Raw genomic sequence first — 26425 nt, 5'->3', positions numbered from 1 at the left:
TCCTCCTTTAATTATCTAATTATCTTAATAAATTTCCTGCAATAACCATTTGTTGTACTTGAGATGTACCTTCATATATTTCAGTGATCTTAGCATCTCTCATCATTCTTTCAACTGGATAATCCTTAGTATATCCGTATCCACCATGTAATTGAACAGCTTTTGTAGTCACATTCATAGCAGTATTTGCTGCAAATAATTTAGCCATAGCTGCTTCTTTATTATATGGAAGTCCGTTAGCTTTATTAAATGCTGCTCTATAAACTAATAATCTAGCTGCTTCAATTTCAGTTCCCATATCTGCAACCATCCATTGTAATCCTTGGAATTTAGATAATGGTCTACCAAATTGTTCTCTTTCTTTTAGATATTCAACACTTTCATCTAATGCTCCTTGTGCTATTCCTAATGCTTGTGCTGCAATTCCAATTCTACCACCATCTAATGTTGACATTGCAATTTTAAATCCTTTTCCTTCTTCACCTAGTAGATTTTCTTTTGGAATTCTACAATTTTGGAATATAAGTTCTGATGTTGCAGAAGCTCTAATGCCCAATTTATCTTCTATCTTACCAATACTAAATCCTGGAGTATCTGCTTCAACAATAAAAGCACTTATTCCTCTAGTACCTTTCATTCTATCAGTCATAGCAAATATAACATATATCTCTGCTTGTCCACCATTAGTAATGAATATTTTTGAACCGTTTAATACATATTCATCCCCATCAAGTACTGCAACCGTTTGTTGTCCTGCTGCATCAGTACCTGCATTTGGTTCAGTTAGGCCAAATGCACCTAATTTTTCACCTTTTGCTAATGGAACTAAATACTTTTGTTTCTGTTCTTCTGTACCATATTTATATATTGGCCAACTACCTAGTGATGTGTGAGCCGATAAAATAACTCCTGTAGTAGCACATTTTCTTGATAGTTCTTCTACAGCTATAGCATAAGCTAGCTCGTCCCCACCAGCTCCGCCATATTCTTCAGGGAATGGTATTCCCAACATATGTGCTCTAGCCATTTTTTCTACATTTTCCTTTGGGAACCTTCCAGTTTCATCAATATCCGCTGCAATTGGCTCTACTTCATTTTCAGCGAATTCTCTCATTACATTTCTAACCATTTCTTGCTCTTTAGTTAAAGTGAAATTCATATTATATATCCCTCCCTATAATATTGGCTAAATATTCTCCAGATAATATTATAATTCATTTTAATCTTTTGTCCAACATTTTTGTTAATTTTTTATCTTTTATTTGCAAAATTCTACAATATTATTATATTTATAAAGTTTCATTGAAAGGCCTATATCCCCTCAACATTAGGTATATAGACCTTTCCTAATTCATAAGAAAACACATTTTAGACTAATTATAACTTAAGAAAAACCAAATTTTGTCATATTATTGACAATAATGCTTTTCTTCTAAAATACATAACAGGCTTCAGTTATAATATAAATTTTTACTTAACATTTATATTATATATTATAATTATCATAGTTTTTCAAAAAATATGATAATGTAAATAAACTTTCATTTAAATGTACATTTTCTACTACTATGTTGTCAGGTACTGTTAAATCTGCAGGAGCAAAATTCCATATTCCTCTTATTTTTTCGCTTTTTATAAATATATTTGCTATATCTTGTGCATTTTCTTTTGGAGTAGTTATGATCCCAATTTCTACATCATTGTCTTTTATAAATTGTTCCATTAAGTCAACATCTCTTATTTCAACATCTCTTATTTTTAATCCTATAATTTTAGGATTTTTGTCAAATAGAGATAGTACTTTAAATCCTGCATCTTCAAATCCTTTATAGTTAGCAACTGCTTGCCCTAAGTTACCTGAACCAGCTATTACAGTATTGTAATCTTTGTCAAGACCTAGTATTTTTCCTAGTTGTCTATGAAGTTCTTCTACATTATAACCATAACCTTGTTGGCCAAACCCTCCAAAGTTATTTAAATCTTGTCTAATTTGTGATGCTGTAAAACCTGTCAATTTACTTAATTCTTGGGATGATATTCTGTTTATCCCTTTGTTCAATAATTCTCCTAAATATCTATAGTATTTGGGAAGTCTTCTTATGACTGTCATTGAAACTTTATTTTCTCTATCCATGTATAAACTCCCTTTCTTAAATTAATTTTAAAGAAAGTACTGGTCAGAATAATTATACCATCCAGTTATTTATATGTCAATTTTATAACAAGTGGCTAAATAATTCTTAAAAAGTGAATATAAAAACTATATATTACGAACAATAATATAGAAAATTAGTATCCCTATATAGTATATTATACATTTAGTCTGAATAATACTCAACTAAAGTTTAATCAAAGGAGGTTTTTTTTATGGCCAGCAAAGAACAATTACGAAAAATAGCACTTTACTGTGATGAATATAATGCTAATCATAATTCATCTATGAGATCTTCTACTGATTTCTATAATGAAAACTTTAAAAGCTGTGAAAATTGTACCCATTTTACAGAGGAAGGTTTATGTGATATAGATCTTGTAGATAAAGTTTTATCTAGCTTGGCTATGGAATTAGATAAGAAATAGTCCTTCACCTTTCATAGGACTATTTTTTTTGGTAAAATAGATTATAACGAACTTATTTTATAGGAGGAAAAATAATGATTATTTTATCTTGTAATAATATATCCAAATTCTATCTTGCCAATGAAATTTTAAGAGATTTAAGTTTTTCTATAAATGAAGGAGATAAAGTAGGAATAGTAGGTTTAAATGGCTCTGGCAAAACTACTTTATTCAATATATTAGCTAAAGAAACTCCAAAAGATGGTGGAGAAATATATACTCAAAAAAACTTGAAAATTGGATACCTAAAACAACATACTCAAGTAGAAAGTGAAAATACTATATTTGAAGAATGTTTAAAGGTCTTTACCCCTTTAATAAATATGGAAAAAAAATTGAGAACTTTGGAAAAAGAAATAAGCATAGAAAGTAACAAAGGTGAAACGGAAACCTTGCAAAAATTTTTAGAAAAATATTCTACTTTATCTGAAGAATTTTCAAACCAGAATGGTTATGGATTTAAAAGTGAAATAAAAGGTACTCTGAAAGGTTTAGGTTTTTCAGAAGAAGATATGGAAAAAAAGGTAAATAATTTAAGTGGAGGACAAAAATCTAGACTAGCCTTAGCTAAAATGCTTCTTAAAAATCCTGATTTACTCCTTTTGGACGAGCCAACTAATCATTTAGATATTGAAGCAATATCTTGGTTGGAAAAATTTCTAAATGATTATAAAGGTTCCGCTCTAATAATTTCACATGATAGATACTTTTTAGATAATGTAGTAGAAAGAATTTTTCATCTAGAAAACCTAGAACTTAAAACCTATAATGGAAACTACACTGAATTTATGAAAAAGAGAAAAATCCAAATGGAACAATTAAAAAAACAATATGAAAATCAACAAAAAGAAATAGAACGTCAAGAAGAAATAATAGAACGCTTTTTAAATTATGGTGGACAAAGATATATTAGACAAGCTCAAAGTAGACAGAAACTCTTAGACAAAATAAAAAGAATTGACAATCCTGTATCTAGCTCTAAAAAAACAAAATTAGTTTTTGAACCTAAGATAAAAAGTGGTAGAGATGTTTTAGAAATAAGATCCTTAGCAAAATCTTTTAATAAAACCCAATTATTTAAGGATATAGACTTCAATATATATAGAGGTGAAAAGGTTGGGCTTATAGGACCAAATGGTATTGGAAAAACTACCTTATTTAAAATTATTCTAGGTAATGTTTCTTCTACTCAAGGTGAAATCACACTAGGCCATCATGTGAACATAGGGTACTTTGACCAAGAACAAACTAATTTAAATTTAAATAAAACTATTATAGATGAAATATGGGATGAAAATCCAAAGTTGGACTATTATCAAATAAGAACGTATTTAAGCCAATTTTTATTTTTTGGAGATAATATATTTAAAGAAGTAGGAGATTTAAGTGGTGGTGAAAGGAGTAGATTGGCCCTTCTTAAATTAATGCTTTCTAAATCAAATTTTCTTTTAATGGATGAGCCTACTAATCATTTGGATATTGATTCTAAAGAAATATTAGAAGAAGCTTTACAAAACTATAATGGTACACTATTTGTCATCTCCCATGATAGGTATTTTTTAAATACAGTAACAAATAAAATTTTTGAACTTTCTAGTAAAGGTATAGAAGAGTTTCTAGGTAATTATGATTATTATATAGAAAAGAAAAATCAAGTTAAAAAAAATGAAGAAGAAAATACTAAAACAAGAACTCAGATAAAACTCGAAAAGAAGAAAATCAAAAAGAAAAAAGAGAAAGAAAGAAATATGAAAAAAAAGATTTTAGATTTGGAAAAACAAATTCTTTTAAGTGAAGAAAAAATAGGAGAAATAGATGAAAAACTAGCTAATCCTAATATATATAATGATATTGAAAAAGTAAAAAAATTAACTTTGGAAAGAGAAAAAAATCAAGACTTCGTAGAAAAACTTTATGATAAACTAATAAATTTAGAGGAGAAAAGCTAAAATATTATCTTACCCAATAAATCCACAAGTTATTCACAATATCCACAGTTCTATCCACAGCTTTCCCCCTCTATTTTTCTTGATTTTTTTGTTTTTTCCACAATGTCCACATATTTCTCTGTTATATTAATCTACAATGTGAATATTTTGTTGATTATTTATAATTTAGCTCTAAATTTGGCTCTACTGTCATCCCTAGATCAGATTCTTGTCCATCAATATAATTAAAATATCCACAGGAGCCAATCATAGCTGCATTGTCTGTACAAAGAATTGGAGAAGGATATCTTATATTAATACCTTCTTCTTTTCCTCTTGATTTGAATAAATTTCTCAATCCACTATTAGCCGCTACTCCACCTGCCAAAACTATGGTTTTACTATTCTTTTCTTTTGCTAACCTTATACTTTTTTCAACAAGTACTTCTATAACTGCCTGTTGAAAACTAGCTGCTACATCTTCCACTACTATTTCTCCTTTTTTTTGTTCCATATGATTTAAATAATTTAATACTGCAGTCTTAAGTCCACTAAAACTAAAATCATAGCTATTATCTCCTAAAAATGGTCTAGGGAAATCTATAGCTTCTTTATTTCCCTCCTTTGAAAGTTTATCTATTACTGGTCCACCAGGATATGAAAGTCCTAAAGATCTAGCCACCTTATCAAAGGCTTCACCTGCTGCATCATCTCTAGTCCTTCCTATTAATTCATAATCTGTATAGGAATGGGCCTGTACTAGATAGGTATGTCCTCCTGACACTACTAAACAAGTAAAAGGAGGCTTTAAATCTTTATGTTCAATATAATTTGCACAAATATGTCCTTTTATATGGTTTACTCCTATAAGAGGAATACCTAATCCATAGGCTATGGATTTAGCACTAGATATACCTACTAATAACGCTCCTACAAGACCTGGTCCTTGTGTAACGGATACTATATCTAAGTCTTTAAAGCTTATATTTGCCTCTTTTATTGCTTTTTCTATAATTATATTTATATTTTCAATATGTTTTCTTGAAGCTACTTCTGGAACTACTCCTCCAAATTTTCTGTGTATTTCTATTTGAGAAGAAATTATATTTGAAAGAACTTCTCTCCCATTTTTTAAAACTGCACAGGAAGTTTCATCACAGGAAGTTTCTATTGCTAAGTTTATAATATTTTTTTCCATTTTCTAACCTCCAATTGCCCTTATATACTTTTCCACATGATTATAGCATCCTCATTGTCATCTGAATAGTATCCTGGGCGAATTCCACATTCTTTAAACCCATATTTTTTATACAATGATTTTGCAACTTCATTAGATTTTCTAACCTCTAAGGTCATTGCCCTAATATCCCTATCTATACATCTATATATAAGGCCTTCTACAATTTTGTTTCCTATTCCAAGTCCTCTATATTTTTCATGTACTGCTATATTTGTAATATGACCTTCATCTATGATAAACCATATACCACCGTAGGCTACTACTCTTTTTTCTACTTCTGCTACTATATATCTAGCAAGATTGTTTTTAGTTATTTCTAATGTAAAAGCTTCTTTGGACCAAGGAGTACTAAAAGAAGTCTTTTCTATTTCTAGCACATCCTCAATATCTTTTTCAATCATATCTCTTATTAATGGAATCATAAAATCACTACCTTTTTTTATTCAATTGCCTTTGAGCTTGAGATTCTCTTAAGTATTCTGGTGCTAATTTAAAATAGTTCTTCACAAAGTTCTCTTTATCTTCTTTCCATTTTAGAAGAGCTAGTTCTCCTACACTTGACGCCTTTGCCATATTTAATGATATTGGAGAATACAAGACTTTATCCTTTAATTTTTCATCTATTATTTCTTTAAAAATAAGAGTACCATCTCCATTAAATAATACTTTATTATAATTAGAATCTACTATATCTAAAAGTTCATTTATTTCTAAAATGGTAGGTTCCATTTCATTTAAAAGTTTTCCATTCTCCCATCTATATATACCTGTATAAACTCTTTCTCGCCTAGCATCCATTATAGGTACGACAATACCATCAAAAGGTACATTAAATGCTAATGCTTCCAATGTAGATATACCTATAGCTGGCTTATCTAACACATGAGCTAGACTTTTAACGGTAGCTAACCCAATTCTAAGTCCTGTGAAAGAACCTGGTCCTACTGAACCTGCAAAAATATCTATATCTTCTGGTTTCAACTTTAAATTATCCATTAATACTTTAATCATAGGTATAAGTCTTTCTGAATGTGTCATATCTTGATTTAGAGTGTACTCTCCTAAAAGTTTTTCATCATCTAATACTGCACAGGTAGCTACTACACTTGATGTATCTATTGCCAAAACTTTCAATTTTTCTTCAACTCCTCTACTATTGATTCACTTCTTTTTCCACTACTATAAATAGAAACTATTCTTTCATCATCTTTTTTGCCTCTATTCAATTCTATAGTTAATATATCTTCTGGAAGAAATTTCTCAATTTTGTTTCCCCACTCTATGATTGTAACTCCCTTAGAATAAAAATATTCCTCAAATCCTAAATCTATTACATCTTCTATTCCTTCTAATCTATAAACATCAAAATGATATATTGGAACTCTTCCCTTATATTCATTAATAAGAGCAAAGGTAGGACTAGTTACATAATCTTTTACATCTAATCCTTTTGCAATGGATTTAGTAAGGGTAGTTTTCCCAGCACCTAAATCTCCTGTAAGACAAACTATATCCCCACCTTCAAGAATACTACCTAATCTATACCCAAACCTTTCAGTATCTTCTAAATTTTTCAATACTATTTCCATGAAATCAACCTTCCCATAAATAATAAACTACCTTATATTATAGCATTTACAAAAGATTTAAGCTATATTATTGAATAAGTGAAATCTAGAACAATATTTTTCATAAGTTTAGTACTTTCTTTTAACATAGTAGAGATGCAGGGTTTTGGTTTATTGGTTCTCCTTCCAAAAAAGCTTTGAGGAAAATAGGACTCAAAATTTGAGAAAAATCTACCGCAAATCATGGTTATTTGCTAAATTGATTTTTAATCAATTTCACGATTTTTCTCAAATTTTTCCTCTCTATTTTCTATTCAAAGACTTTTTAAGTCAGTCGAATCCAATAAACCAAAACCCTAAATCCATAATTTTTTCTAATAGTACAATGTTAAAGCAAATAGAGATACAAGATGAGCGACTTAAAAAAGTTTTGCTATGAAATAATCTGAGTAAAATAGAAAATGCGTTAAGAATTTTTCATTGTTTGAGCAAAGCGAGTTTGAAAATATTTAGCATTTTCTATTTTACGAAGATACTATTTCATCAAAACTTTTTTCGGAGAGAACCTTGTATCTCTATTTGCTAGAATCTCCACCATGTTAAAAGAAAGTACTAAATTTAAAATTATAAAAATAAAATAAGACTGCCCTTTATGGACAGTCCTAATATTTACATTTATCTATGGAGTATTGGTGATACTCTTTTGTATAGAAGGAATGTAATTAATGTAACTATTAATCCCTTTAATAGATTAAAAGGTACTATTGCATAAAGTATAAGTGATTTAAAATCTACTACATGTCTATTTACTGCACTTCCCATAGCCACAATCTTATCCAATGGCATTCCAAAAAGTTTAGCATAGAAAGGTATCATAACATAATAGTTAGCAATTGCCATAGCAACAGTCATTGCTACAGTTCCTACAGCCATTCCTACAATTGCATTTTTAACATTTTTATCTTTGTGATAAATATATCCTGCTGTATAAACGAATATACTTCCTACAACAAAATTTGCAAATTCTCCTACTGCCATTGTAGTTGTTCCATCTATAGCTAAATTTAAAATATTTTTAATAAGCTGAATCAACACTCCTGCTACAGGCCCTAAGGCAAAAGTTCCCATAAGTGCTGGTACTTCACTTAAATCCATTTTTAAAAATGGTGGTGCAAACCATAGTGGAAATTCTAATAGCATCAATACAAATGCAATAGCCGATAAAACTCCTACCTTAGTCAACATATTAGCTGACATTTTACCTCTTTCTTTTTTTAATTCCATAATAAAATCCCTCCAAGTTAAGTATTTCTTCAGGGACTCAGAAAGGATTCAAAAAACCCCGAAGGATAACCTTCGGGGCATATATACTCTCACGAAAAATTAAGTATAAATCTTCTCCCATCCAGACTCTAACTGTCGGCATTGGAATTTCACCAAATCAACCAAGAACTCTTGGCTCGCGGGCTATAACCGCCGGTGAGGACTTTCACCTCGCCCTGAAGATCAATTTATTCTTAATTATATTATATATATAAATAAAGTTTATGTCAACTATTTCGGAGATTTCATTTTCGCAATTAATTTAACAATCTTATACTATTTCCCCTTAAAATTGCCATTTCCTTCGTTATTTCCATAATTTAAATCATCTCTTATCATAATAACTACATCCGGTTTATACTCTTCTATATATTTATAAAGACTCTTATCTTCATAGTATCTTAAATCCAATATTCTAGTTTCGTTAAAATGATAATATAATAAAGGTTCTACTGCATTAGTAAATGAATCTCCAAATATCAAAGCATTTGGTAGATTTGATCTATTTGTTCTTATCACTGTTTCAGCTAAATCTCCTCCCATAAATACACCATAAGATGGTCTTTCTTTAGGATCTTCTTCTATATGATAAAATTCAGGAGATTCTACCCCATTATCTATTTTTTCATAATCTATCTTTTCTTTTTGGTATCCTACTTCTATTTTTTCATTCGTTGGATATAAATAGTATAGCTGTCTATTTCTACTTCCTAAAATAGGGTTTTCTAAAGTTATTATATCCATATCATTTTCACCTAGTGCCTCTTGAATATCTAATCCAAAATCATTTTTTATTTTATTTATTATTTTCTCATATGTTTTAAATGCACCTCTAAAAGAATAATGATGATCTGTTTTTAGATAAAAATCATCCTTATTTTCTTTTTTAAACTCTTCATCCATATTTATAAAATCTATATTCTTTTCTCTTAGCAATGAAAACATTGTTTTTTCGCTATTAAAAAGAAATTCATAATTATTATAAAAATAATTTGGGTATCTTTCTTTATAATAAGATGACTGCTCTGGTATTCCGATAAAACAAAACTTTCCTCCATACGCATCTACATAGCTACTAAGTTCTTCTATATTATTTGCTATTTCTTTTATATTTGCCTTATGGCTTTCAGGATCATAAATTCTATTATGTTCATAAAATGGTAATAACGTCCCATCTTTACTTATTACTATATCGTTAATTTTATTCTTCCTTAATATATTCATATTTAAATAAGTATATAATTTTAACCACCTATTTCTGCCCACTATATGATCAGATAAATACTCTTCCCAATCATTAAAATACTCTCCATTAAATAAAGTCTCCCTATTAAAAATAGGGGCAGTTGCTAAAGTTCTATTTTCAAAAGAAGATATATCCGTATGAGGATGTATTTTTGTTAATATTGGAATAAAAAATATAATTATTATAAACAGAATCGCTAAATTATAATCACTTACTTTTTTCACTTTCTTAGTTTTTTCTTTCATAAACTTCAGCTCCTAAAATCTAAAATATATAAATGGATTAAATGTAGAATTAATTAGATAAGATATAGATAATATGAATATTCCTATTAATATAATTGGTTTTATATAGTTTTTTATCATAACATTAGCAGAACCTATGGATATCTCTTCAATCTTTCCTTTTATTAATGGATATAATGGAAGTGTAGCTATTATAGATAATATTAGTACAAACTTATACTCTTTTAAATAATACATTGCCTGAAAATTTATAAATGTATGCTTTGTGAATCCAAACATAATTTTTAAATACTCTAATGCCTGAGTCAATGTTTCTGCTCTAAAAAATAACCATCCTATGATAATAAAGAATATAGTATAAATATGCTGAATAGGTCTCCATATTTTTTCTAAATACTTTCCCAAAAATAATTTTTCTATAGTTAAAATACACCCATAATACAATCCCCATATTATAAAATTCCATGAAGCTCCATGCCACAACCCTGTTAGAAACCAAACTATGAATATATTTCTAAAGTATTTTCCTTTACTTACTCTATTCCCACCTAGTGGAATATAAACATAATCTCTAAACCATGTTCCTAAAGATATATGCCAACGTCTCCAAAACTCTGTTATAGATTTTGATATATAAGGATAATTAAAGTTTTCTAAAAACTTAAATCCAAACATTCGACCTAATCCTATTGCCATATCAGAATACCCTGAAAAATCAAAGTATATTTGTAGTGTATATGAAAGAATCCCTAACCAAACTAATAAAACTGAAAGATCTGATGTAGAAGCACTAAAAACTTCATCTGCTATTAGTCCAACTGTATTTGCTATAAGTACTTTTTTACTTAATCCTAATATAAATCTTTCCACGCCATATGTAAAATCATCTAAGCTTTCTTCTCTTTCATTAATTTGCTCTGCTACAGTTTCATATCTTACTATTGGCCCTGCTATAAGTTGTGGAAAAAATGATATATATAGTGCTACATTTAGTGGATTCTTTTGAACTTTACCATTTTGCCTATATATATCTATTACATAACTTAAACCTTGAAATGTAAAAAATGAAATTCCTATAGGCATTACTATATCTCTAATGGATATAGATGTTTTAAATACTGTATTTATATTTCTTATTAGAAAGTTAAAATACTTATAATAACCTATAATCAAAATATTTATTATAATTGCCAAGCTTAATATTAATGTTACTTTTCTCCTATCTTCCCTATATTTATCTACAAAAAGTCCTAATATATAATTAACTACAATTGAAAAAAGCATTACTAATAGATATTTAGGTTCTCCATATGCATAGAAAAATAAACTAAATATTAATAGTACTGTGTTCTTTAATTTTTTCCCTGGTATGTAATAACAAAAAATAACTGCTGGTAAGAACAAAAACAAAAATACAACGCTACTAAATAACATAATTTTTTTCCTTTCTCAAATAATATTATATTTATTTTCATAACCTGTCTAATTTATGATAAGATATGCAAAAAATTTAGTTATAAATACAAATATAAATATAATAACAATCAATAAATATATTGTTTTTTTAGATTTTGTTTTCCTATTTACCATTTCCTTACTTCATAATTTTATACTATTATCTATATTGTACCACTTTTCAGATAAAAACAGTTTGTTTTTGAATAATTATTCACAAAATTTAATTTTTTATACATAAACAGGTAGATTATTATAATAATCTACCTGTTTAATATATTTTTCTTCCAAAATTCTCTATATAGTCTATCTTCTATATACCACTTTTCCATCAATAATAGTTGCAAAAGTTTTGCAATCTATATCTTTAAGTGGATTTCCATCAAATATAACTATATCTGCGTCTTTTCCTACTTCTAAACTTCCTACTCTATCTGAAATTCCTACTATCTCTGCTGGATTAATAGTGATGGCTTTTAAAGCTTCCATTTCATCTAATCCAGATTTAGCTGCTAAACCTGCACAAAGGGATAGATATTGTAGTGGAATAACTGGAGAATCTGTTATAATAGCAATTTTAACTCCTGCTTCATTAAGTATTCTTGGAGTGTCAAAAGTTTGATTTCTAAGTTCTATTTTAGATCTATCTGTTAAAGATGGTCCAACTAAAGCAGGTTTTCCTTCTTCTGCTAATATATCTGCAATTAAATGACCTTCTGTACAGTGGTCTAAAGTTATATCTAGAGCAAATTCCTTTGCAATTCTTATAGCTGTTAAAATATCATCAGCTCTATGAGCATGAGCTTTAAGTGGTATCTCCTTTTTAAGTACTTTAATCATAGCTTCCATTTTCATATCATATTCTGGCATTTTAGAAGGATCTTCTACGCCTTCTTCTTTCTTATTGAGATATTCCTTAGCTTCAAATAATGTTTCTCTCAATTTAGCTGCAGTAGCCATCCTAGTTATAGGTGATTGTTTTTGGTCCTCATGAACTCTCTTTGGATTTTCTCCAAAAGCAATTTTCATAGCTACTGGTTCTTTTACAATCATATCATCGACTCTTTTTCCATAGGTCTTAACAGCAACAAATTGACCTCCGACTACATTAGCACTTCCAGGACCTGTAACTGCAGTAGTAACTCCTCCTTCATAAGCTTCCTTGAAAGTAATGTCCATAGGGTTTATTCCATCAATAGCTCTTAAATGGGGAGTTACTGGCTCTACCCATTCATTCCCATCATCACCTTCAAAACCCATTCCATCTTCCCACATGCCTAGATGACAGTGAGCATCTATAAACCCAGGAGTTATCATTCTACCTTCTGCATCTATTACTTTAGCATCTAATGGTGCAACAATATCCTTACCTATTTCTACTATTTTTCCATCATCAACTAATATACTCCCACCTTCAATTGTTTCTCCAGCCATAGTATAGATATAACCATTTTTAATAAGTATCATAAATTTTCCCCCTTAAATCATTTAATTTCTTAATTCATATTATAACTTTTATTTTTATTATCATCAATAATATCCAAAGCTTTTCCAATAGCCTCTGCTAAATCTTCTACTGTACAAGGTTTGTTCAATATACAGTCTATGGTATCATAATCATCTAAAATATCCTCTGACCATCCTGTCAAAAGTATAAAAGGTTTATTTGGATATCTAGATTTTATCCTTTTCGATACTTCAACTCCATTTTTACCTGGCATAGAATAATCACAAATTACAAGATCATATTCTTTTTCTGAAAGTCTTTCCAATACATTATCTGCCCTAGTTTCTACATCTGCATTCATATTTAACAAAGACAAAAGCTCTTTTATAGATTTAGCCACCATATATTTATCATCTACAATTAAAATATTTGCAACTGTATTATAATTTTCTTCCTCTTCTGCTGCATATAACTCTTCTTTTGTATTGCTGGGAAATACTATGGTAAATTTGCTCCCTTTATCTACTTCACTTTCAACTTTTATTTCTGCACGATGTTCATTTAGAACTTTTCTAACAATGTTCAGCCCTAATCCTGTTCCTTTCTCTCCTTTTGTAGTAAAAAAAGGGTCAAATATCTTTTCTAAAATTTCCTCTTCAATTCCAATTCCTGTGTCTTCTACCTCTACAAAAGAATTTCTGCCTTCATCGTAGGTTTTTATAGTAACAACACCTTTAGTTTCTAGAGAATCTACAGCATTTAATAAAATATTCAATATTACCTGCCTTATTTCAAATTCATTACAATATATAGATTTAGTTGAATTCAACTCTTCTACTAACTTGATAGAACTTGCATTTTTTTCATTTAAATTTACAACTCCATGGTCAATCATTTCCATACTTCCTCTAACTAAATCATTTAAATCATGTATATCTCTTTGTGAATCATAACTTCCCTTTATATAATCTTGTATTTTATTCATCATAGCTTTTCCATCAAGAGCTGTTTTATATATAGTATTTAAATGTTTTTTTACTTCTTTATTAGTTTCCTTTATTAAGCACATCTGTGAGAATCCTACAATAGTAGTCAATACATTGTTAAAGTCATGAGCCATACTTTCAGATAGCTCTCCTAAAGTCTTTAATTTCTCAATTCTTTTCAATTCTCTTTCATATTCTTCCTGTTGTCTCTGTTTCATAGATAAATTTATAAGGGATGTTTTAATAAGCTCTAAATAAGTATAAACATTCCCTCCACTAGAATCTTCTAAAATGAATAAATCATGGAGAGTAATAAGACTCAAGAAATCTTTTTCATGAAAATCATCTATTATATATTTTATTACTATCATTATATCTTTCTGCCTACAAATTTTTTTCATTCTCCTATGAAGAGTACATAAATCTTTTCCTTTTATATTTTTAGTATAGAAAACATCTCTTGTGGTATAAACTATTATTTTTTCAAATCCCTTTTTCTTATAAGAATCTATTTCACTTTCATAAAAATCTAATAACTTGTCCAATAAAAGTACTTCATCATTTAAAAATTTTTCTTCTGCACATACAAATGTTAATTGACCATTTTCATATTTTTTCTCTATATCTATTTCAAAGTATTTTTTCATATCTTTCAAATCAGGCTCATTTTTCTTTTCGTTATAAATATATATAAGTGCACCATCATCATTTAACACATTGCCAACAAGTTTCTTTAGAGGTGTTACATATTTTTTACCAAAATTCGAACTAATAATTCCACAAAATAACTTTTCCTTATATTCTAATTCCCTAGTTTCTTCCATAGAATTACCTCCCAATAAGGTCCCAATACAGCCGCCTTTAATAAATTTTATGCATCTTTCATACTTAAAGAAATCTTTTCCTTAGATATATCAAGATCTAAAACTCTCACTTTAACTATATCTCCAACTTTAACAACCTCCATAGGATGTTTTACAAATTTATCACTTAATTTTGAAATGTGTACTAATCCATCCTGTTTTACACCTATATCTACAAAAACTCCAAAGTCTACTACATTTCGTACTGTTCCAGTTAGAATCATATCTGGTTTTAAATCCTCTATATTTAAGACATCTGTTCTAAATATAGGTTTTGGCATCTCTTCTCTTGGATCTCTTCCTGGCTTCTTTATTTCTTCAATAATATCTCTTAGTGTAGGTATACCTACTTCAAGTTCACTAGATAAATCTTCTAAATTTTTGTCATCTAATATTTTTTTATCTAATATTTTTTTTGCTATTTCATAAGATTCTGGATGTACGGCTGTATTGTCCAATGGATTTTCGCCATCTGGAATTCTTAAAAATCCAGCACATTGTATAAAGGTCTTTCCACCTAAGCCTTTAATCTGTAAAAGTTCATTTCTATTTTTAAATCTACCTTTTTCATCTCTATAATTTACTATATTTTCAGCTACTCTATTAGATATTCCTGATACATATTTAAGCAGTGAAACACTAGCTGTATTTAAATCTACTCCTACTGTATTTACAGAAGATTCTACTACTCCACTTAAGGCTTCATTCAACCTAGTTTGATTTAAATCATGCTGATATTGACCCACCCCTATATGTTTAGGCTCTATCTTTACAAGCTCGGCTAATGGATCTTGAAGTCTTCTAGCTATAGATATAGCACCTCTTAATGAAACGTCCATATCTGGAAATTCTTCATTTGCTATTTTAGAAGCTGAATAAACTGAAGCACCTGCCTCACTTACTATTATGTAAGACATATCCTTTTGTTCCAACTCTCTTAACATTTCTGCCACTACTTGTTCTGTTTCTCTAGAGGCAGTACCATTTCCTATAGCTATTATATCTATATCATATTTATTTATAAGCCTTTTAAGTTCCTTCTTTGTCTTTCCTACTTGATTTTGAGGTTCTGTAGGATAAACTACTGTTGTTTCTAAATATCTTCCTGTTTCATTTACTACAGCTACTTTACACCCTGTTCTAAAACCTGGATCTATTCCCATGACTACTCTATCTTTAATAGGAGGTTGCATAAGTAGTGGTTCTAAATTTTTTGAAAAAACTTTTATACCCTCCTCCTCCGCTCTTTCTGTTAAGATAGACCTTATTTCTCGTTCTATTGATGGAAAAATAAGCCTTTTATATCCATCCTCAATACTCATATGCAGATAATTTGTTGTAATTTTTTTATCATTTTTTATTATTTTTCTTTTTAATATATTTAATATTTTTTCATCAGGAACTGATACTTTTACTTTTAAAACTTTCTCTTTTTCTCCCCTATTTATAGCAAGAATCCTATGATTAGGAATAGTTTTTACTTTTTCATTGTATGAATAATACATTTCATATACAGTTGATTCTTTCTCATCTGCTGCTTCTACATTTAGAATTCCCTCTTCTAAAAATATCTTTCTTATTATCTTTCTAAATTCAGCATTATCAGATACACTCTCTGCCACAATATCCATAGCACCATTATAAGCTTCTTCTATATCCTTTACTCCCTTTTCTACATTTATAAAAGGGGCTGCTATTTCTTCCAAACTTCCCTCTTCAATTTCTTCACTAATAAGTATTTGAGCTAAAGGTTCTAAACCCTTTTCCTTTGCTTTTGTAGCCCTTGTCCTTCTTTTTTTCTTGAAAGGTCTGTATAAATCTTCAACTCTTTGAAGAGTATTAGCTGCAAGAATTTCCTCTTTTAAATCTGCTGTAAGTTTTCCCTGTTCGTCAATAAGTCGTATAACTTCATTTTGTCTTTCTTCTAAATTTCTTAAGTAATTTAACCTATCATTTAATTCTCTTAGTATTACATCATTTAATTCTCCTGTTTTTTCTTTCCTATACCTGGCGATAAAAGGAATAGTATTTCCTTCGTCAATAAGTCTGATAGTATTCTTGATTTGGAAATCTTTCAGTTTAAATTCCTCCATCAAAATACTATAGATGTCCATCTAATCACTTCCTATCTAGATTATTATTCATTATAAGTCTACCATTATATATTATTCTATAAATATTACATAATTCCTTTATATACATCTTTTAAAAAACCCTTCTTATTGAAGGGTTTTTTGTTTCAAATATTCATTTATGAACACATCTATATCTCCATCCATTATACTATTTATATCTCCTATTTCTAAATTAGTCCTATGATCCTTAACCATATTATAAGGATGAAATATATAGGATCTAATTTGAGAGCCCCAAGCAATTTGAGTATATTTACCTTGTAAATCTTCAATTTTCTCTTTATGTTCTTCTTCTTTTAACTGTATAAGTTTAGCCATTAGCATCTTCATAGCTGTTAATCTATTACTATGCTGTGATCTTTCATTTTGACATTGGACCACAATGCCTGTAGGAATATGAGTAATTCTTACAGCAGAATCGGTAGTATTTACATATTGTCCTCCTGCACCGCTGGACCTATAGGTATCAACTTTTAAATCACTAGAGTTTATTTCTATATCTGCATCATCACCTAATTCTGGATAAACATCTACGCTAGCAAAGGATGTATGTCTCCTACCAGAAGAATCAAAGGGCGATATTCTTACAAGCCTATGAACTCCCTTTTCAGATTTTAAAAATCCATAAGCATTTAGTCCTTTTATAAGGAGAGTTGCGCTTTTTATACCTCCTGCAGTATCTGGAAGCATATCTAAAGTATCTATTCCAAACCCTTTGCTTTCTGCCCAACGCCTATACATTCTAAGAAGCATTTCTGCCCAATCTTGAGCTTCCAGCCCTCCTGCACCTGAATGGATAGATAAGATAGCATTATTTCCATCATATTCTCCATTTAAAAGAGTGGTAAGTTTTAAATCTTTAGCCTTTTTTGCAACCCTCTTAAAATTCTTTTTAATTTCTTTATTTAATGAAAATTCCTCTTCTTCAAGGGCAAGTTCAATAAGAACTTCTAAATCTTCTAGTTCAGCTTTTAAGCCTTCATATTCACTTATTCTATCTTTTAGAGCTTTTGATTCCTGAAGAATTTTCTGTGCACTTTCTATATCTTGCCAAAATCCTTCTTTAGCTGCCTCTTTATCTAATTTTTTGATTCTTTCTTTCATTTTGTCTATGTCAAAGAGAAACACCAAGTTCTTTTAGCTCAACTTTCATTGATGAGACTTTTTCTTTATATTCATGAATTCCCTCCATAAAACCACTCCTATCTATGCATTTCTGCCACAACATTTTTTATATTTCTTTCCACTACCACAAGGACATGGATCATTTCTGCCAATTTTCTTTCCCTTTACTATAGGTTTTTGTCCTCCTCTATTTTCTTTATTAGTTGAGACTGCTTTTGCCACTCTTTTTCTTTCCATTTTGTCTGGAGTTTCTACATTGTATAAATACTTAACAGTATCTTCTTGGATGCTCCTATTCATCTCTTCAAACATGTCAAACCCTTCTATCTGATATGCCCTTACTGGATCTTCCTGACCATAAGCTCTAAGACCGATACCTTGTTTTAATTGATCCATAGCATCTATATGATCCATCCATTTATTGTCTACTACTTGTAAGAGGACTATTCTTTCTATTTCTCTAAATCTTTCTTCTCCTATTTCTTTCTCTTTTTCTTCATAATATTTTTCAGACAAACTATATAATTTATCTCTGATTTCTTCCTTATCTAGATTCTTAATGTTTTCTTTATTTAAGTATCCACTAGGTAAGAATATACTCTCTAAATAATTTTCAAATCCTTCTAAATTCCATTCCTCTACAAACTCACTACCTTGTGAATACATATCAATACCTCTGTCTATCATACCCTTAGTCATAGACATAATATAGCTTTTTAGATTTTCACCTTCTAATACTCTTCTTCTTTCTTTATATATTACTTCCCTTTGCTTATTCATTACATCATCATATTGAAGAACATGTTTTCTAATAGCAAAATTATTTCCTTCAACTTTACTCTGAGCACTTTCAATAGACTTAGTCAAAAGTTTATGTTCCAATACTTCATCATCTGGCAGACTGCCTACTATCCCTTCAAACCTATTGCTTCCAAACAGCCTCATCAAATCATCTTCAAGGGAAATATAAAATCTAGACGAACCTGGATCTCCTTGACGGCCTGATCTTCCTCTAAGCTGGTTGTCAATCCTTCTCGACTCATGTCTTTCAGTACCAATGATATGAAGTCCTCCCACTGATACAACTTCATTATGTTCTTTATCTGTTTCAACTTTAAACTTTTCATAAAGCTTTTCATATGTTTTTCTTGCTTCCAATATTTCTTCATCATTCGTATCTATAAAACTATCTACAGATGATATAATTTCATCACTATAACCTTTCTTTTTCATTTCTGCTTTTGCAAGATACTCAGGATTTCCTCCCAATACTATATCTGTACCACGTCCAGCCATATTTGTAGCTATAGTTACCGCTCCAATTCTACCAGCTTGTGCAACAATTTCTGCTTCTCTTTCATGATGTTTTGCATTTAATACTTCATGGGAAATTTTTTCTTTTCTAAGCATCTTACTTAATATTTCTGATTTTTCTATGGATATAGTACCTACAAGTATAGGCTGACCTGTGCTATGTCTTTCCTTTATTTCCTCAATTGCTGCATTGAATTTAGCCTCTTCTGTTTTATATATACAATCATGATAGTCTTCCCTTACAACAGGCTTATTAGTTGGAATTTCAACTACATCTATATTATATATTTCTCTAAATTCACTTTCCTCTGTCTTAGCTGTTCCTGTCATACCTGAAAGCTTTTCATACATTCTAAAATAATTTTGAAATGTAATAGTAGCTAAAGTTTTAGACTCACTTCTTACATTTAATCCCTCTTTAGCCTCAATAGCTTGATGTAGTCCATCACTATATCTTCTTCCATGCATAAGTCTCCCTGTAAACTCATCTACAATCAATACTTCTCCATCTTTAACTACATAATCTATATCTTTTTTCATTAAATATTTTGCCTTTAATCCTTGATTTATATGATGGGCTATTTCCATATTGTCAGGATTAGCTAAATTTTCTAACCCAAAAAACTTTTCTGCCTTCTTAGTTCCCTTTTCAGTTAAAGTTACAGTTCTAGCTTTTTCATCTACTACGAAATCTACAACTTCTTCCTTTATTTCTCTATCAAAGGGATCCGTATTTTTTTCATTTGGATCTAATATTCTCCCTTCCAGACTCTTTACAAAATTATCTGCTGTATAATATAGTTTTGTTGATTTATCACCTGAACCTGAAATAATAAGTGGAGTTCTAGCTTCATCTATAAGAATACTGTCAACCTCATCTACTATTGCAAAGTTTAATTTTCTTTGAACCATTTCGTCTTTGTAGATAACCATATTATCTCTTAAATAATCAAATCCAAATTCATTATTAGTTCCATAAGTTATATCACAATTATAAGCTTCTTTTCTTTCTTCACTATCCATATCATGAGTTATACAGCCAACACTAAGATTTAAAAACTCATATATTTTTCCCATCCATTCTTTATCTCTTTTAGCTAGATAATCATTAACTGTAACAATATGAACGCCCTCTCCAGTAAGAGCATTTAAATATGCTGGAAGAGTTGCAACAAGGGTTTTTCCTTCTCCTGTTTTCATCTCTGCTATTCTACCTTGATGGAGTATTATACCACCTTCAAGTTGTACTCTAAAATGTTTCATATCTAATACTCTACTAGATGCTTCTCTAACTACTGCAAAAGCTTCTGGCAAAATATCATCTAATGTTTCTCCTTTTTTTAGTCTTTCTTTAAATTCAAAAGTCTTTTTTTTCAGATCCTCATCCGAAAGTTTTTCTATACTGTCTTCTAAATCTTCTATTTCATCTACTAGAGTATCTATCTTTTTCAATTCTCTCTCACTATAAGAGCCAAATATTTTTTCAAACAAGGCTTTCATTTTCTTAACCACCTTTCAAAAACAAAACATATCTTTCCATCAATTTTATCACTAATTATTTTAGGATACAAGATATGCCATTATCTACCCATGAAGTCAAATTGAACCATACTCCCAGTCTTCTTATCCTCAAGCATCATTATTTCCTGTATCAATGTAAATAATCCCAAACATATTATAAAATCTCCAAAGCTAAATACATGTGGAAAAGGATATGGTTTAGAAACTAACATTATATCTCCTAGTACAGCTAATTTAGTTTTTTCTACTAATGGAGTATATAATGGTAGTTTTCCTTGCTCTAAAAGAAAACCAAAATCTTCTAATCCTAATAATTCTAATCCTTCAAGAATAATAGGTCTTTTCCATCCATTAAGAATCATAACTAAGAAATTCATAATAGAACCTGATAAAACAATCCATAGGGATCTATATCTTAAATTAATTAGTATTCCTACAAATAACAAAATATAGGATATAATAGATAATTCTCTAGTAAATTTAAATACACTTTCAAAGCTACTTAGCTCTTCAACAAAATTCATAGTTATTAAAAAGTATTGTATAATTAAAGCCAATATGAGAATCCACATTCTCCTAAAATTAACCCCTTTAAACCTTGATATTTTACCGCCTCTTATAAAGCCTATTATTAAAGACAATATAATAACTTCAATAAACAATGAAATCCCTCCTATACTAAAAAATTGCAGGATTTTTATCCTGCAATTTTATACTCTATATTTAATATTATACTATTAAAACTCTGGTTCAATCAACCCATAATTTCCGTCTTTTCTTTTATACACTACATTTACCTCGTCAGTTTCCCCATTCATAAACATAAAAAAATTATGTCTAAGTAGTTCCATTTGGAGTATTGCCTCCTCTATACTCATAGGTTTCATAGCAAATCTTTTCATTTTAACTATTTTTGGTCCTTCTTCCCTATTCTCTTGGGGTATTGGTTTAATATTTTCAAATCTTATAGTTTTGTTATCTTGATACCTTTTTTGAAGCTTTGTTTTATGCTTCCTAATCTGTCTCTCTAAAACATCTACTGCTTCATCAATAGAAGTATACATATCATCACTATACTCCTCTGCTCTAAGTATGGTTCCAGGAAGATCCACTGTAACTTCGATTATTTGTCTGTTTTTCTCTACACTTAAAGTTACATTCGTCTCCACATCTTCTTGAAAATACTTATCTAGCTTTCCTAATTTCTTAAAGGTAATATCCTTTAGGGCATCTGTTATATCCATATTCTTACCAGTGATTTTTATTTTCATAAACCCCAACTCCTTTCACAAGTAAAATTTTACTTGTATATCTTATTAATATACTACCCACAAAGTAGTCTCTCATAACAAATTAATATTCAACTTATTAACTTATTCATCTATTTTGTATAATTATTTATAAACTTATTAACAATTATATGTGGAGTAATTGTGGATTATATTAGTGGTTTTCTGTGGATAATGTGTATAATTCTGTGGAAAACTGTTTATGCTAGTTTTAACCTGTGGATAGATTTCTTAATAAATAGTGGACAATCCATACTTCTTAAAAATTCAACCTTTTATGATAATATTGATAATTATTTGATAATTATACTTATTCCTATTCTAGTGTTTTTTAATAAAAAAAGCAATAAAAAATACCATATATGCTATATTATAAAAATATATAAAAAAATAACTGCTATTATGACAGTTATTTTTTTTCATCTATAAATATACTTTCCTCTATAGATTTATTATATCCTTTATAAGCTTTTTTCCCTTTTTTTAGTTTTTTTAAATCTGACTTTATTTTTTCTAAACTATTTTTTAAATATTTATTGTTTTCATCATCTAGAATTGAAATAGACATTAATGTAGAGCTTATGTTCTTTATGATATCTTTTAATATTTTTAAATTTGGATAAACATTTATATCTAATTCATTTATATCATCAACATTATGCTTTTTTTTCAACTCTGAAAATTTAATTAAAAACTCTATATCTAGTTTATCTATTTTCTTTATTAACTCATCTTTCTTCTCTAAAATTTCATCAGTCTTAATCATATTTCCTTCGTCAATATATTCTCTTTGAAATTTTGTAAGTTCTAACATATTATACAAGTATTCAAGCTTTTTTTCACTTATATTTACAATCTCATCTATTAACTCTTTAGTCATATTTACACCTACTTGTTTGCATATCTAACTTTTTTAATCTTCTGCATAGCTTCTTTCCAGGTATCTTTCAATTCAGTCAAAAGTTCTAGGACCTCTTCTAAAGACTTAGTTTCTTTTTGTATATTTGCATCAACTAATCTATCTATCATAAACTCATAAATATTTCTTAATTCTTTTGAAATATCATAATCCATATTTAATGAAGCATTTAATTCTATAATTATATCTTGGGCTCTAATTATAGCTTCATGAGCTTTCTCTGTATCCCCATTTTCAATACCTATTTTACCAATATTTATAAATTTAATTGCTCCTTTATATAGCATAAGAGTTAATTCTTCTGGCGTTGCTGTATTTACAGTGTTTTGTTTATATTGATTTAGGACATTGTGATTCATCTAATTCATCCTTTCCCCTTTAATTAGAAAATTGTTGCATAAGCCACATACTTTGCTGATTCATACGAGAAAGAGCTTTCTCCATTGCTGCAAATTTAGAATAATATTGATTTTCTTTATTAAATAAATAAACATTTAAATCTTCAATTTTATTTTCTAATTTCTTAACATCCTTATCTATAATACTAATACTACCATATTCAGTTACAAAATCTATAAGTATATTAGACTTTACATTTCTATATAAATTAGGATCATCACCTACACCTGATTTGTCAATAATATCCTGCATGCCTAAAATAAAATTGTCATAAAGCCTTGTTACAATTCCACTTTGACTCCTTTTAACTTTTAATTGCTCACTTGTAAGCTCTCTTTCTGCTGTATAAGATGTGACATTTTCTAATTTACCTTCACCATAGTTTGGCTCTTTAAACAATAGCTCTAACACTCCATCTGGATCTTCTTTTATAGCCTTCTTAAACTTAACTTCATCTATAACTAACTTGCCACCTAAACTTCCTTTGGAAAAGCTTTCCGTACCAATGCCGATTTCAAATAAATGTTTGAATTCTCCTTCTACTCCTTCTATTTCCTCATACATCAAAATTCTTGCATTTCCCATAGTTCTTGAAATTAGCTCATCACTTCTCAAAATACCACTCTTGGCCTTTTCTTCCCAAAGCTCAATATCACTCTTATCCATTGCCCTTTTCTGGTCTGCAGTTAATGGCTGATAGCTTCTATATTTTTTTTGGGTTAAAAGCAAATTGGATTTTTCCACTAGTTTATTATATTCTTCTACAAACTTTTCAATTTTTTCATAGAAAGCATCTACATCAGTATCTACAGTTGTTGTAAATTTACCTTCACTTTTTATATTAAAATCAATACCATTTATATTAAATTGATTAGAATCAACAATTATATTATCCGCACCATCAAAACTAATAATAGCATCTTTACCTATTTCTTTAGTACCAATATTGTATTCTTTACCATTATTAGTCATATTTAGCCCATTTATAAATTTTTCGCTTATATCGTCATTGGTTTTGATAGTTAATTGTGATTTTGTACCTGTATCTTCTGTTTGCAGGAAAAACCTATCTATAGTTGGATCATAAGAAGCCTTTACGCCTAACTTCCCAACTACCTTTCCATCTTCATCTAAAATCTTAGCTGAATTTATAGCATTAACAATATCCTTCATACTAGTATTTTCTAAATCTGTAAATTCAAAATCCTTAACTCCATTCTTAGTCTCTATAGAAAACCTTATTGTATCATCTTTATCTAACCCAAATTGGCTAGCTAAATTGTCCTTAGTTCCACCTTCTATAGTTATATTCTTGTTACTTACCATCTTAACTCCCTCTGCTAATTGTTTAACTTCCACATTATAACTTCCATTCATTGCTTTAGCAGTTGTACTAACTGTTGCCACTTGTTCATTAGAAGAAGTAGCTGCCTTTACCCAAGATAAGTTTTTATAAGAACTTGAAACCATAGCTCCTGTAGAAGTAGTTGTAGTAAGACCAAACTCTTTTCTGGTATTCAATATGAAATTTGCAAAATCCTTATTTAAATCATTATAAGCTTCCCTTTTCCATACTAATAATTCCTTGTTTTGCTCCACTTTATTCAATCTAACTTTTTCTGCTTCCATTATCTTTCCTATCATTTCTTCTGTATCAAAAGGAGAAGCTAAACCTGTTACTCTTAAATTATTATACATTACAATCACCACCTATATTTTTTCATCTACGACTATACCTGTTATTTCCCAGATAGCTGCTACTAAATCAAGTATCTTCTCTGGAGGTATTTCCCTTATTATCTCATTAGTATTTACATCTATTACCTTCACCATTATTTGTTTAGTTTGATCATGAATTGAAAATTCAAATCTTCTATCATATATAATAAATTTTTCATTAGCTGATTCTATTGCATCTATAATTTCCTCTTGGGTATATTTCTTTTCATCTGGCAAGAGTGTTTGTCCTTTGTTTATATTTAAATTTGTATTTTGGGAACTTCTTTCTCCGCCTCTAATTCCATAATTATTTACATTAGTAGACAGACTTTCTCCCACTTTCATAGCAATCCCCCCTCTCTTACTCTCATTTTATATATCGACTAAAAGAGGTTATTCTTTAGATTTAAATTTGCTCTTTTTTTGCCAGAAAAGTACTACTCCCACATAGATTATCTTAATAATAGCTGCTAAAATAGCTCCTGCTGGATCATCTTTAATACTCACTGCCTTTGAAAAAAAGAAAGTAGTTATGAATTGACCTGGTCCAAGACCTAGAATTGTACCAAATATATAATCTCTTAGTTTAATAGATGTAACTCCAGAAACAAAATTTGCTATACTAAAAGGTATAAAGGGCATACTCCTTAAGAAAAAAACATATCCCATTCCAAAGCGTTCTATTTTTTCTTTTACTTCATCTAAGCCTATCTTTCTTTCCTTCCTATTATATACTTTATAAACAACTTTCATCACATTGTCCTGAAAAACCCTTGCCATATAAAATGCAGCTATAGAACCTATTATTCCTCCGATAAATATATAAATAAATCCCTTTAGTCCAAAAAAGAAAGCTCCTAGTGCATTTAGCCAAGAAATAGGAACAAAAAATACTACTAATATAGTTGTAGCAATAGTAAAAAACATTGCAAAATTAGTACTCTTTTCTGCATCAGTAAAGAATTCTATTAAACTTTCTTTATCATATATATTTATAGTAGATATAAGATATATAAAAAAGGATATAAATCCTAATATTAAAAGATATTTAATCCATCTTTTGTTTTTTCTCATAAAAAACACC

General features: G+C 29.2%; 23 protein-coding genes and 1 riboswitch. Of the genes, 2 read left to right on the top strand and 21 right to left on the bottom strand.

The features are described from left to right. Positions 1 to 19 precede the first annotated feature (19 nt). Both NSA23_RS11805 and NSA23_RS11800 read right to left on the bottom strand, forming a co-directional pair. Positions 20 to 1159, bottom strand: a complete 1140-nt coding sequence (locus tag NSA23_RS11805) for an acyl-CoA dehydrogenase (RefSeq protein ID WP_042678659.1) — start codon at positions 1157 to 1159, stop codon at positions 20 to 22. A gap of 327 nt (positions 1160 to 1486) precedes the next feature. Further along, positions 1487 to 2134, bottom strand: coding sequence for a redox-sensing transcriptional repressor Rex (locus tag NSA23_RS11800; protein WP_042678660.1), 648 nt, complete (start codon positions 2132 to 2134; stop codon positions 1487 to 1489). A gap of 233 nt (positions 2135 to 2367) precedes the next feature. Here NSA23_RS11800 and NSA23_RS11795 point away from each other — a divergent pair, with 233 nt between their 5' ends. Further along, entirely contained in the window at positions 2368 to 2580 is a 213-nt protein-coding gene (locus NSA23_RS11795; RefSeq protein ID WP_042678661.1) for a hypothetical protein, read from the top strand. 74 nt (positions 2581 to 2654) lie between these two features. Further along, the gene (locus NSA23_RS11790) at positions 2655 to 4568 is read left to right on the top strand and encodes an ABC-F family ATP-binding cassette domain-containing protein (protein WP_042678662.1); all 1914 of its coding nucleotides are present in this window, start codon (positions 2655 to 2657) and stop codon (positions 4566 to 4568) included. A 154-nt stretch (positions 4569 to 4722) separates the two neighbouring features. Here the strand turns inward: NSA23_RS11790 and tsaD are convergent, their stop codons facing one another. The 19 genes from tsaD to NSA23_RS11695 all read right to left on the bottom strand — a co-directional run bounded on the left by tsaD (position 4723) and on the right by NSA23_RS11695 (position 26415). Next, on the bottom strand, positions 4723 to 5745 hold the full coding sequence (gene tsaD, locus NSA23_RS11785; RefSeq protein WP_042678663.1) for a tRNA (adenosine(37)-N6)-threonylcarbamoyltransferase complex transferase subunit TsaD: 1023 nt from the start codon (positions 5743 to 5745) through the stop codon (positions 4723 to 4725). Between the two features lie 20 nt (positions 5746 to 5765). Next, positions 5766 to 6209 carry a ribosomal protein S18-alanine N-acetyltransferase gene (gene rimI / locus NSA23_RS11780; protein ID WP_042678664.1) on the bottom strand — a complete coding sequence of 148 codons (444 nt, stop codon included), beginning with the start codon at positions 6207 to 6209 and terminating at the stop codon, positions 5766 to 5768. A 7-nt stretch (positions 6210 to 6216) separates the two neighbouring features. Beyond that, positions 6217 to 6921: a tRNA (adenosine(37)-N6)-threonylcarbamoyltransferase complex dimerization subunit type 1 TsaB gene (gene tsaB / locus NSA23_RS11775; protein WP_042678665.1), complete on the bottom strand. Its 705-nt coding sequence runs from the start codon at positions 6919 to 6921 to the stop codon at positions 6217 to 6219. Beyond that, positions 6918 to 7376 (bottom strand): tRNA (adenosine(37)-N6)-threonylcarbamoyltransferase complex ATPase subunit type 1 TsaE, encoded by a 459-nt coding sequence (gene tsaE, locus NSA23_RS11770; protein WP_042678666.1) that lies wholly within the window; start codon positions 7374 to 7376, stop codon positions 6918 to 6920. The genes tsaB and tsaE overlap by 4 nt, the downstream gene beginning before the upstream one ends. Positions 7377 to 8030: 654 nt before the next feature. Beyond that, positions 8031 to 8639, bottom strand: a complete 609-nt coding sequence (locus NSA23_RS11765; protein WP_042678667.1) for an ECF transporter S component — start codon at positions 8637 to 8639, stop codon at positions 8031 to 8033. Positions 8640 to 8744: 105 nt separating this feature from the next. Next, a riboswitch (FMN riboswitch) is annotated at positions 8745 to 8866 on the bottom strand. An 88-nt stretch (positions 8867 to 8954) separates the two neighbouring features. Further along, positions 8955 to 10169, bottom strand: a complete 1215-nt coding sequence (locus NSA23_RS11760; protein ID WP_042678668.1) for an alginate O-acetyltransferase AlgX-related protein — start codon at positions 10167 to 10169, stop codon at positions 8955 to 8957. A 12-nt stretch (positions 10170 to 10181) separates the two neighbouring features. Beyond that, a complete protein-coding gene (locus NSA23_RS11755; protein WP_042678669.1) occupies positions 10182 to 11603 on the bottom strand; it encodes an MBOAT family O-acyltransferase in 1422 nt (473 codons plus the stop codon). Positions 11604 to 11930: 327 nt separating this feature from the next. Continuing rightward, positions 11931 to 13091 (bottom strand): amidohydrolase, encoded by a 1161-nt coding sequence (locus tag NSA23_RS11750; RefSeq protein WP_042678670.1) that lies wholly within the window; start codon positions 13089 to 13091, stop codon positions 11931 to 11933. A 29-nt stretch (positions 13092 to 13120) separates the two neighbouring features. After that, positions 13121 to 14881, bottom strand: coding sequence for a hybrid sensor histidine kinase/response regulator (locus NSA23_RS11745; protein ID WP_042678671.1), 1761 nt, complete (start codon positions 14879 to 14881; stop codon positions 13121 to 13123). Positions 14882 to 14928: 47 nt separating this feature from the next. Next, complete coding sequence (locus NSA23_RS11740) at positions 14929 to 17034, bottom strand: Tex family protein (protein ID WP_042678672.1); 2106 nt, start codon at positions 17032 to 17034, stop codon at positions 14929 to 14931. A 105-nt stretch (positions 17035 to 17139) separates the two neighbouring features. Beyond that, a protein-coding gene (prfB, locus tag NSA23_RS11735; RefSeq protein WP_097668008.1) for a peptide chain release factor 2 occupies positions 17140 to 18247 on the bottom strand; the annotation gives its coding sequence in 2 pieces (ribosomal slippage) (positions 17140 to 18171 and positions 18173 to 18247; 1107 coding nt in all). A gap of 14 nt (positions 18248 to 18261) precedes the next feature. Then, on the bottom strand, positions 18262 to 20994 hold the full coding sequence (secA, locus tag NSA23_RS11730) for a preprotein translocase subunit SecA (protein ID WP_042678673.1): 2733 nt from the start codon (positions 20992 to 20994) through the stop codon (positions 18262 to 18264). 80 nt (positions 20995 to 21074) lie between these two features. After that, entirely contained in the window at positions 21075 to 21677 is a 603-nt protein-coding gene (locus NSA23_RS11725; RefSeq protein ID WP_257490571.1) for a DUF5317 domain-containing protein, read from the bottom strand. Between the two features lie 75 nt (positions 21678 to 21752). Further along, the gene (gene hpf, locus NSA23_RS11720) at positions 21753 to 22286 is read right to left on the bottom strand and encodes a ribosome hibernation-promoting factor, HPF/YfiA family (protein WP_042678675.1); all 534 of its coding nucleotides are present in this window, start codon (positions 22284 to 22286) and stop codon (positions 21753 to 21755) included. 427 nt (positions 22287 to 22713) lie between these two features. Further along, on the bottom strand, positions 22714 to 23184 hold the full coding sequence (flgN, locus tag NSA23_RS11715) for a flagellar export chaperone FlgN (protein WP_042678677.1): 471 nt from the start codon (positions 23182 to 23184) through the stop codon (positions 22714 to 22716). Positions 23185 to 23192: 8 nt separating this feature from the next. Continuing rightward, on the bottom strand, positions 23193 to 23582 hold the full coding sequence (fliS, locus tag NSA23_RS11710; RefSeq protein WP_042678678.1) for a flagellar export chaperone FliS: 390 nt from the start codon (positions 23580 to 23582) through the stop codon (positions 23193 to 23195). 19 nt (positions 23583 to 23601) lie between these two features. Beyond that, complete coding sequence (fliD, locus tag NSA23_RS11705; protein WP_042678679.1) at positions 23602 to 25320, bottom strand: flagellar filament capping protein FliD; 1719 nt, start codon at positions 25318 to 25320, stop codon at positions 23602 to 23604. A 12-nt stretch (positions 25321 to 25332) separates the two neighbouring features. Further along, positions 25333 to 25686 (bottom strand): flagellar protein FlaG, encoded by a 354-nt coding sequence (locus NSA23_RS11700; protein ID WP_050069675.1) that lies wholly within the window; start codon positions 25684 to 25686, stop codon positions 25333 to 25335. Positions 25687 to 25734: 48 nt separating this feature from the next. Beyond that, complete coding sequence (locus NSA23_RS11695; RefSeq protein WP_042678680.1) at positions 25735 to 26415, bottom strand: TVP38/TMEM64 family protein; 681 nt, start codon at positions 26413 to 26415, stop codon at positions 25735 to 25737. Positions 26416 to 26425 lie beyond the last annotated feature (10 nt).

The sequence above is a fragment of the Anaerosalibacter massiliensis genome (genome assembly GCF_024623155.1).
GTDB lineage: Bacteria > Bacillota > Clostridia > Tissierellales > Sporanaerobacteraceae > Anaerosalibacter > Anaerosalibacter massiliensis.
This window is presented reverse-complemented; position numbering and strand designations above follow the sequence as displayed.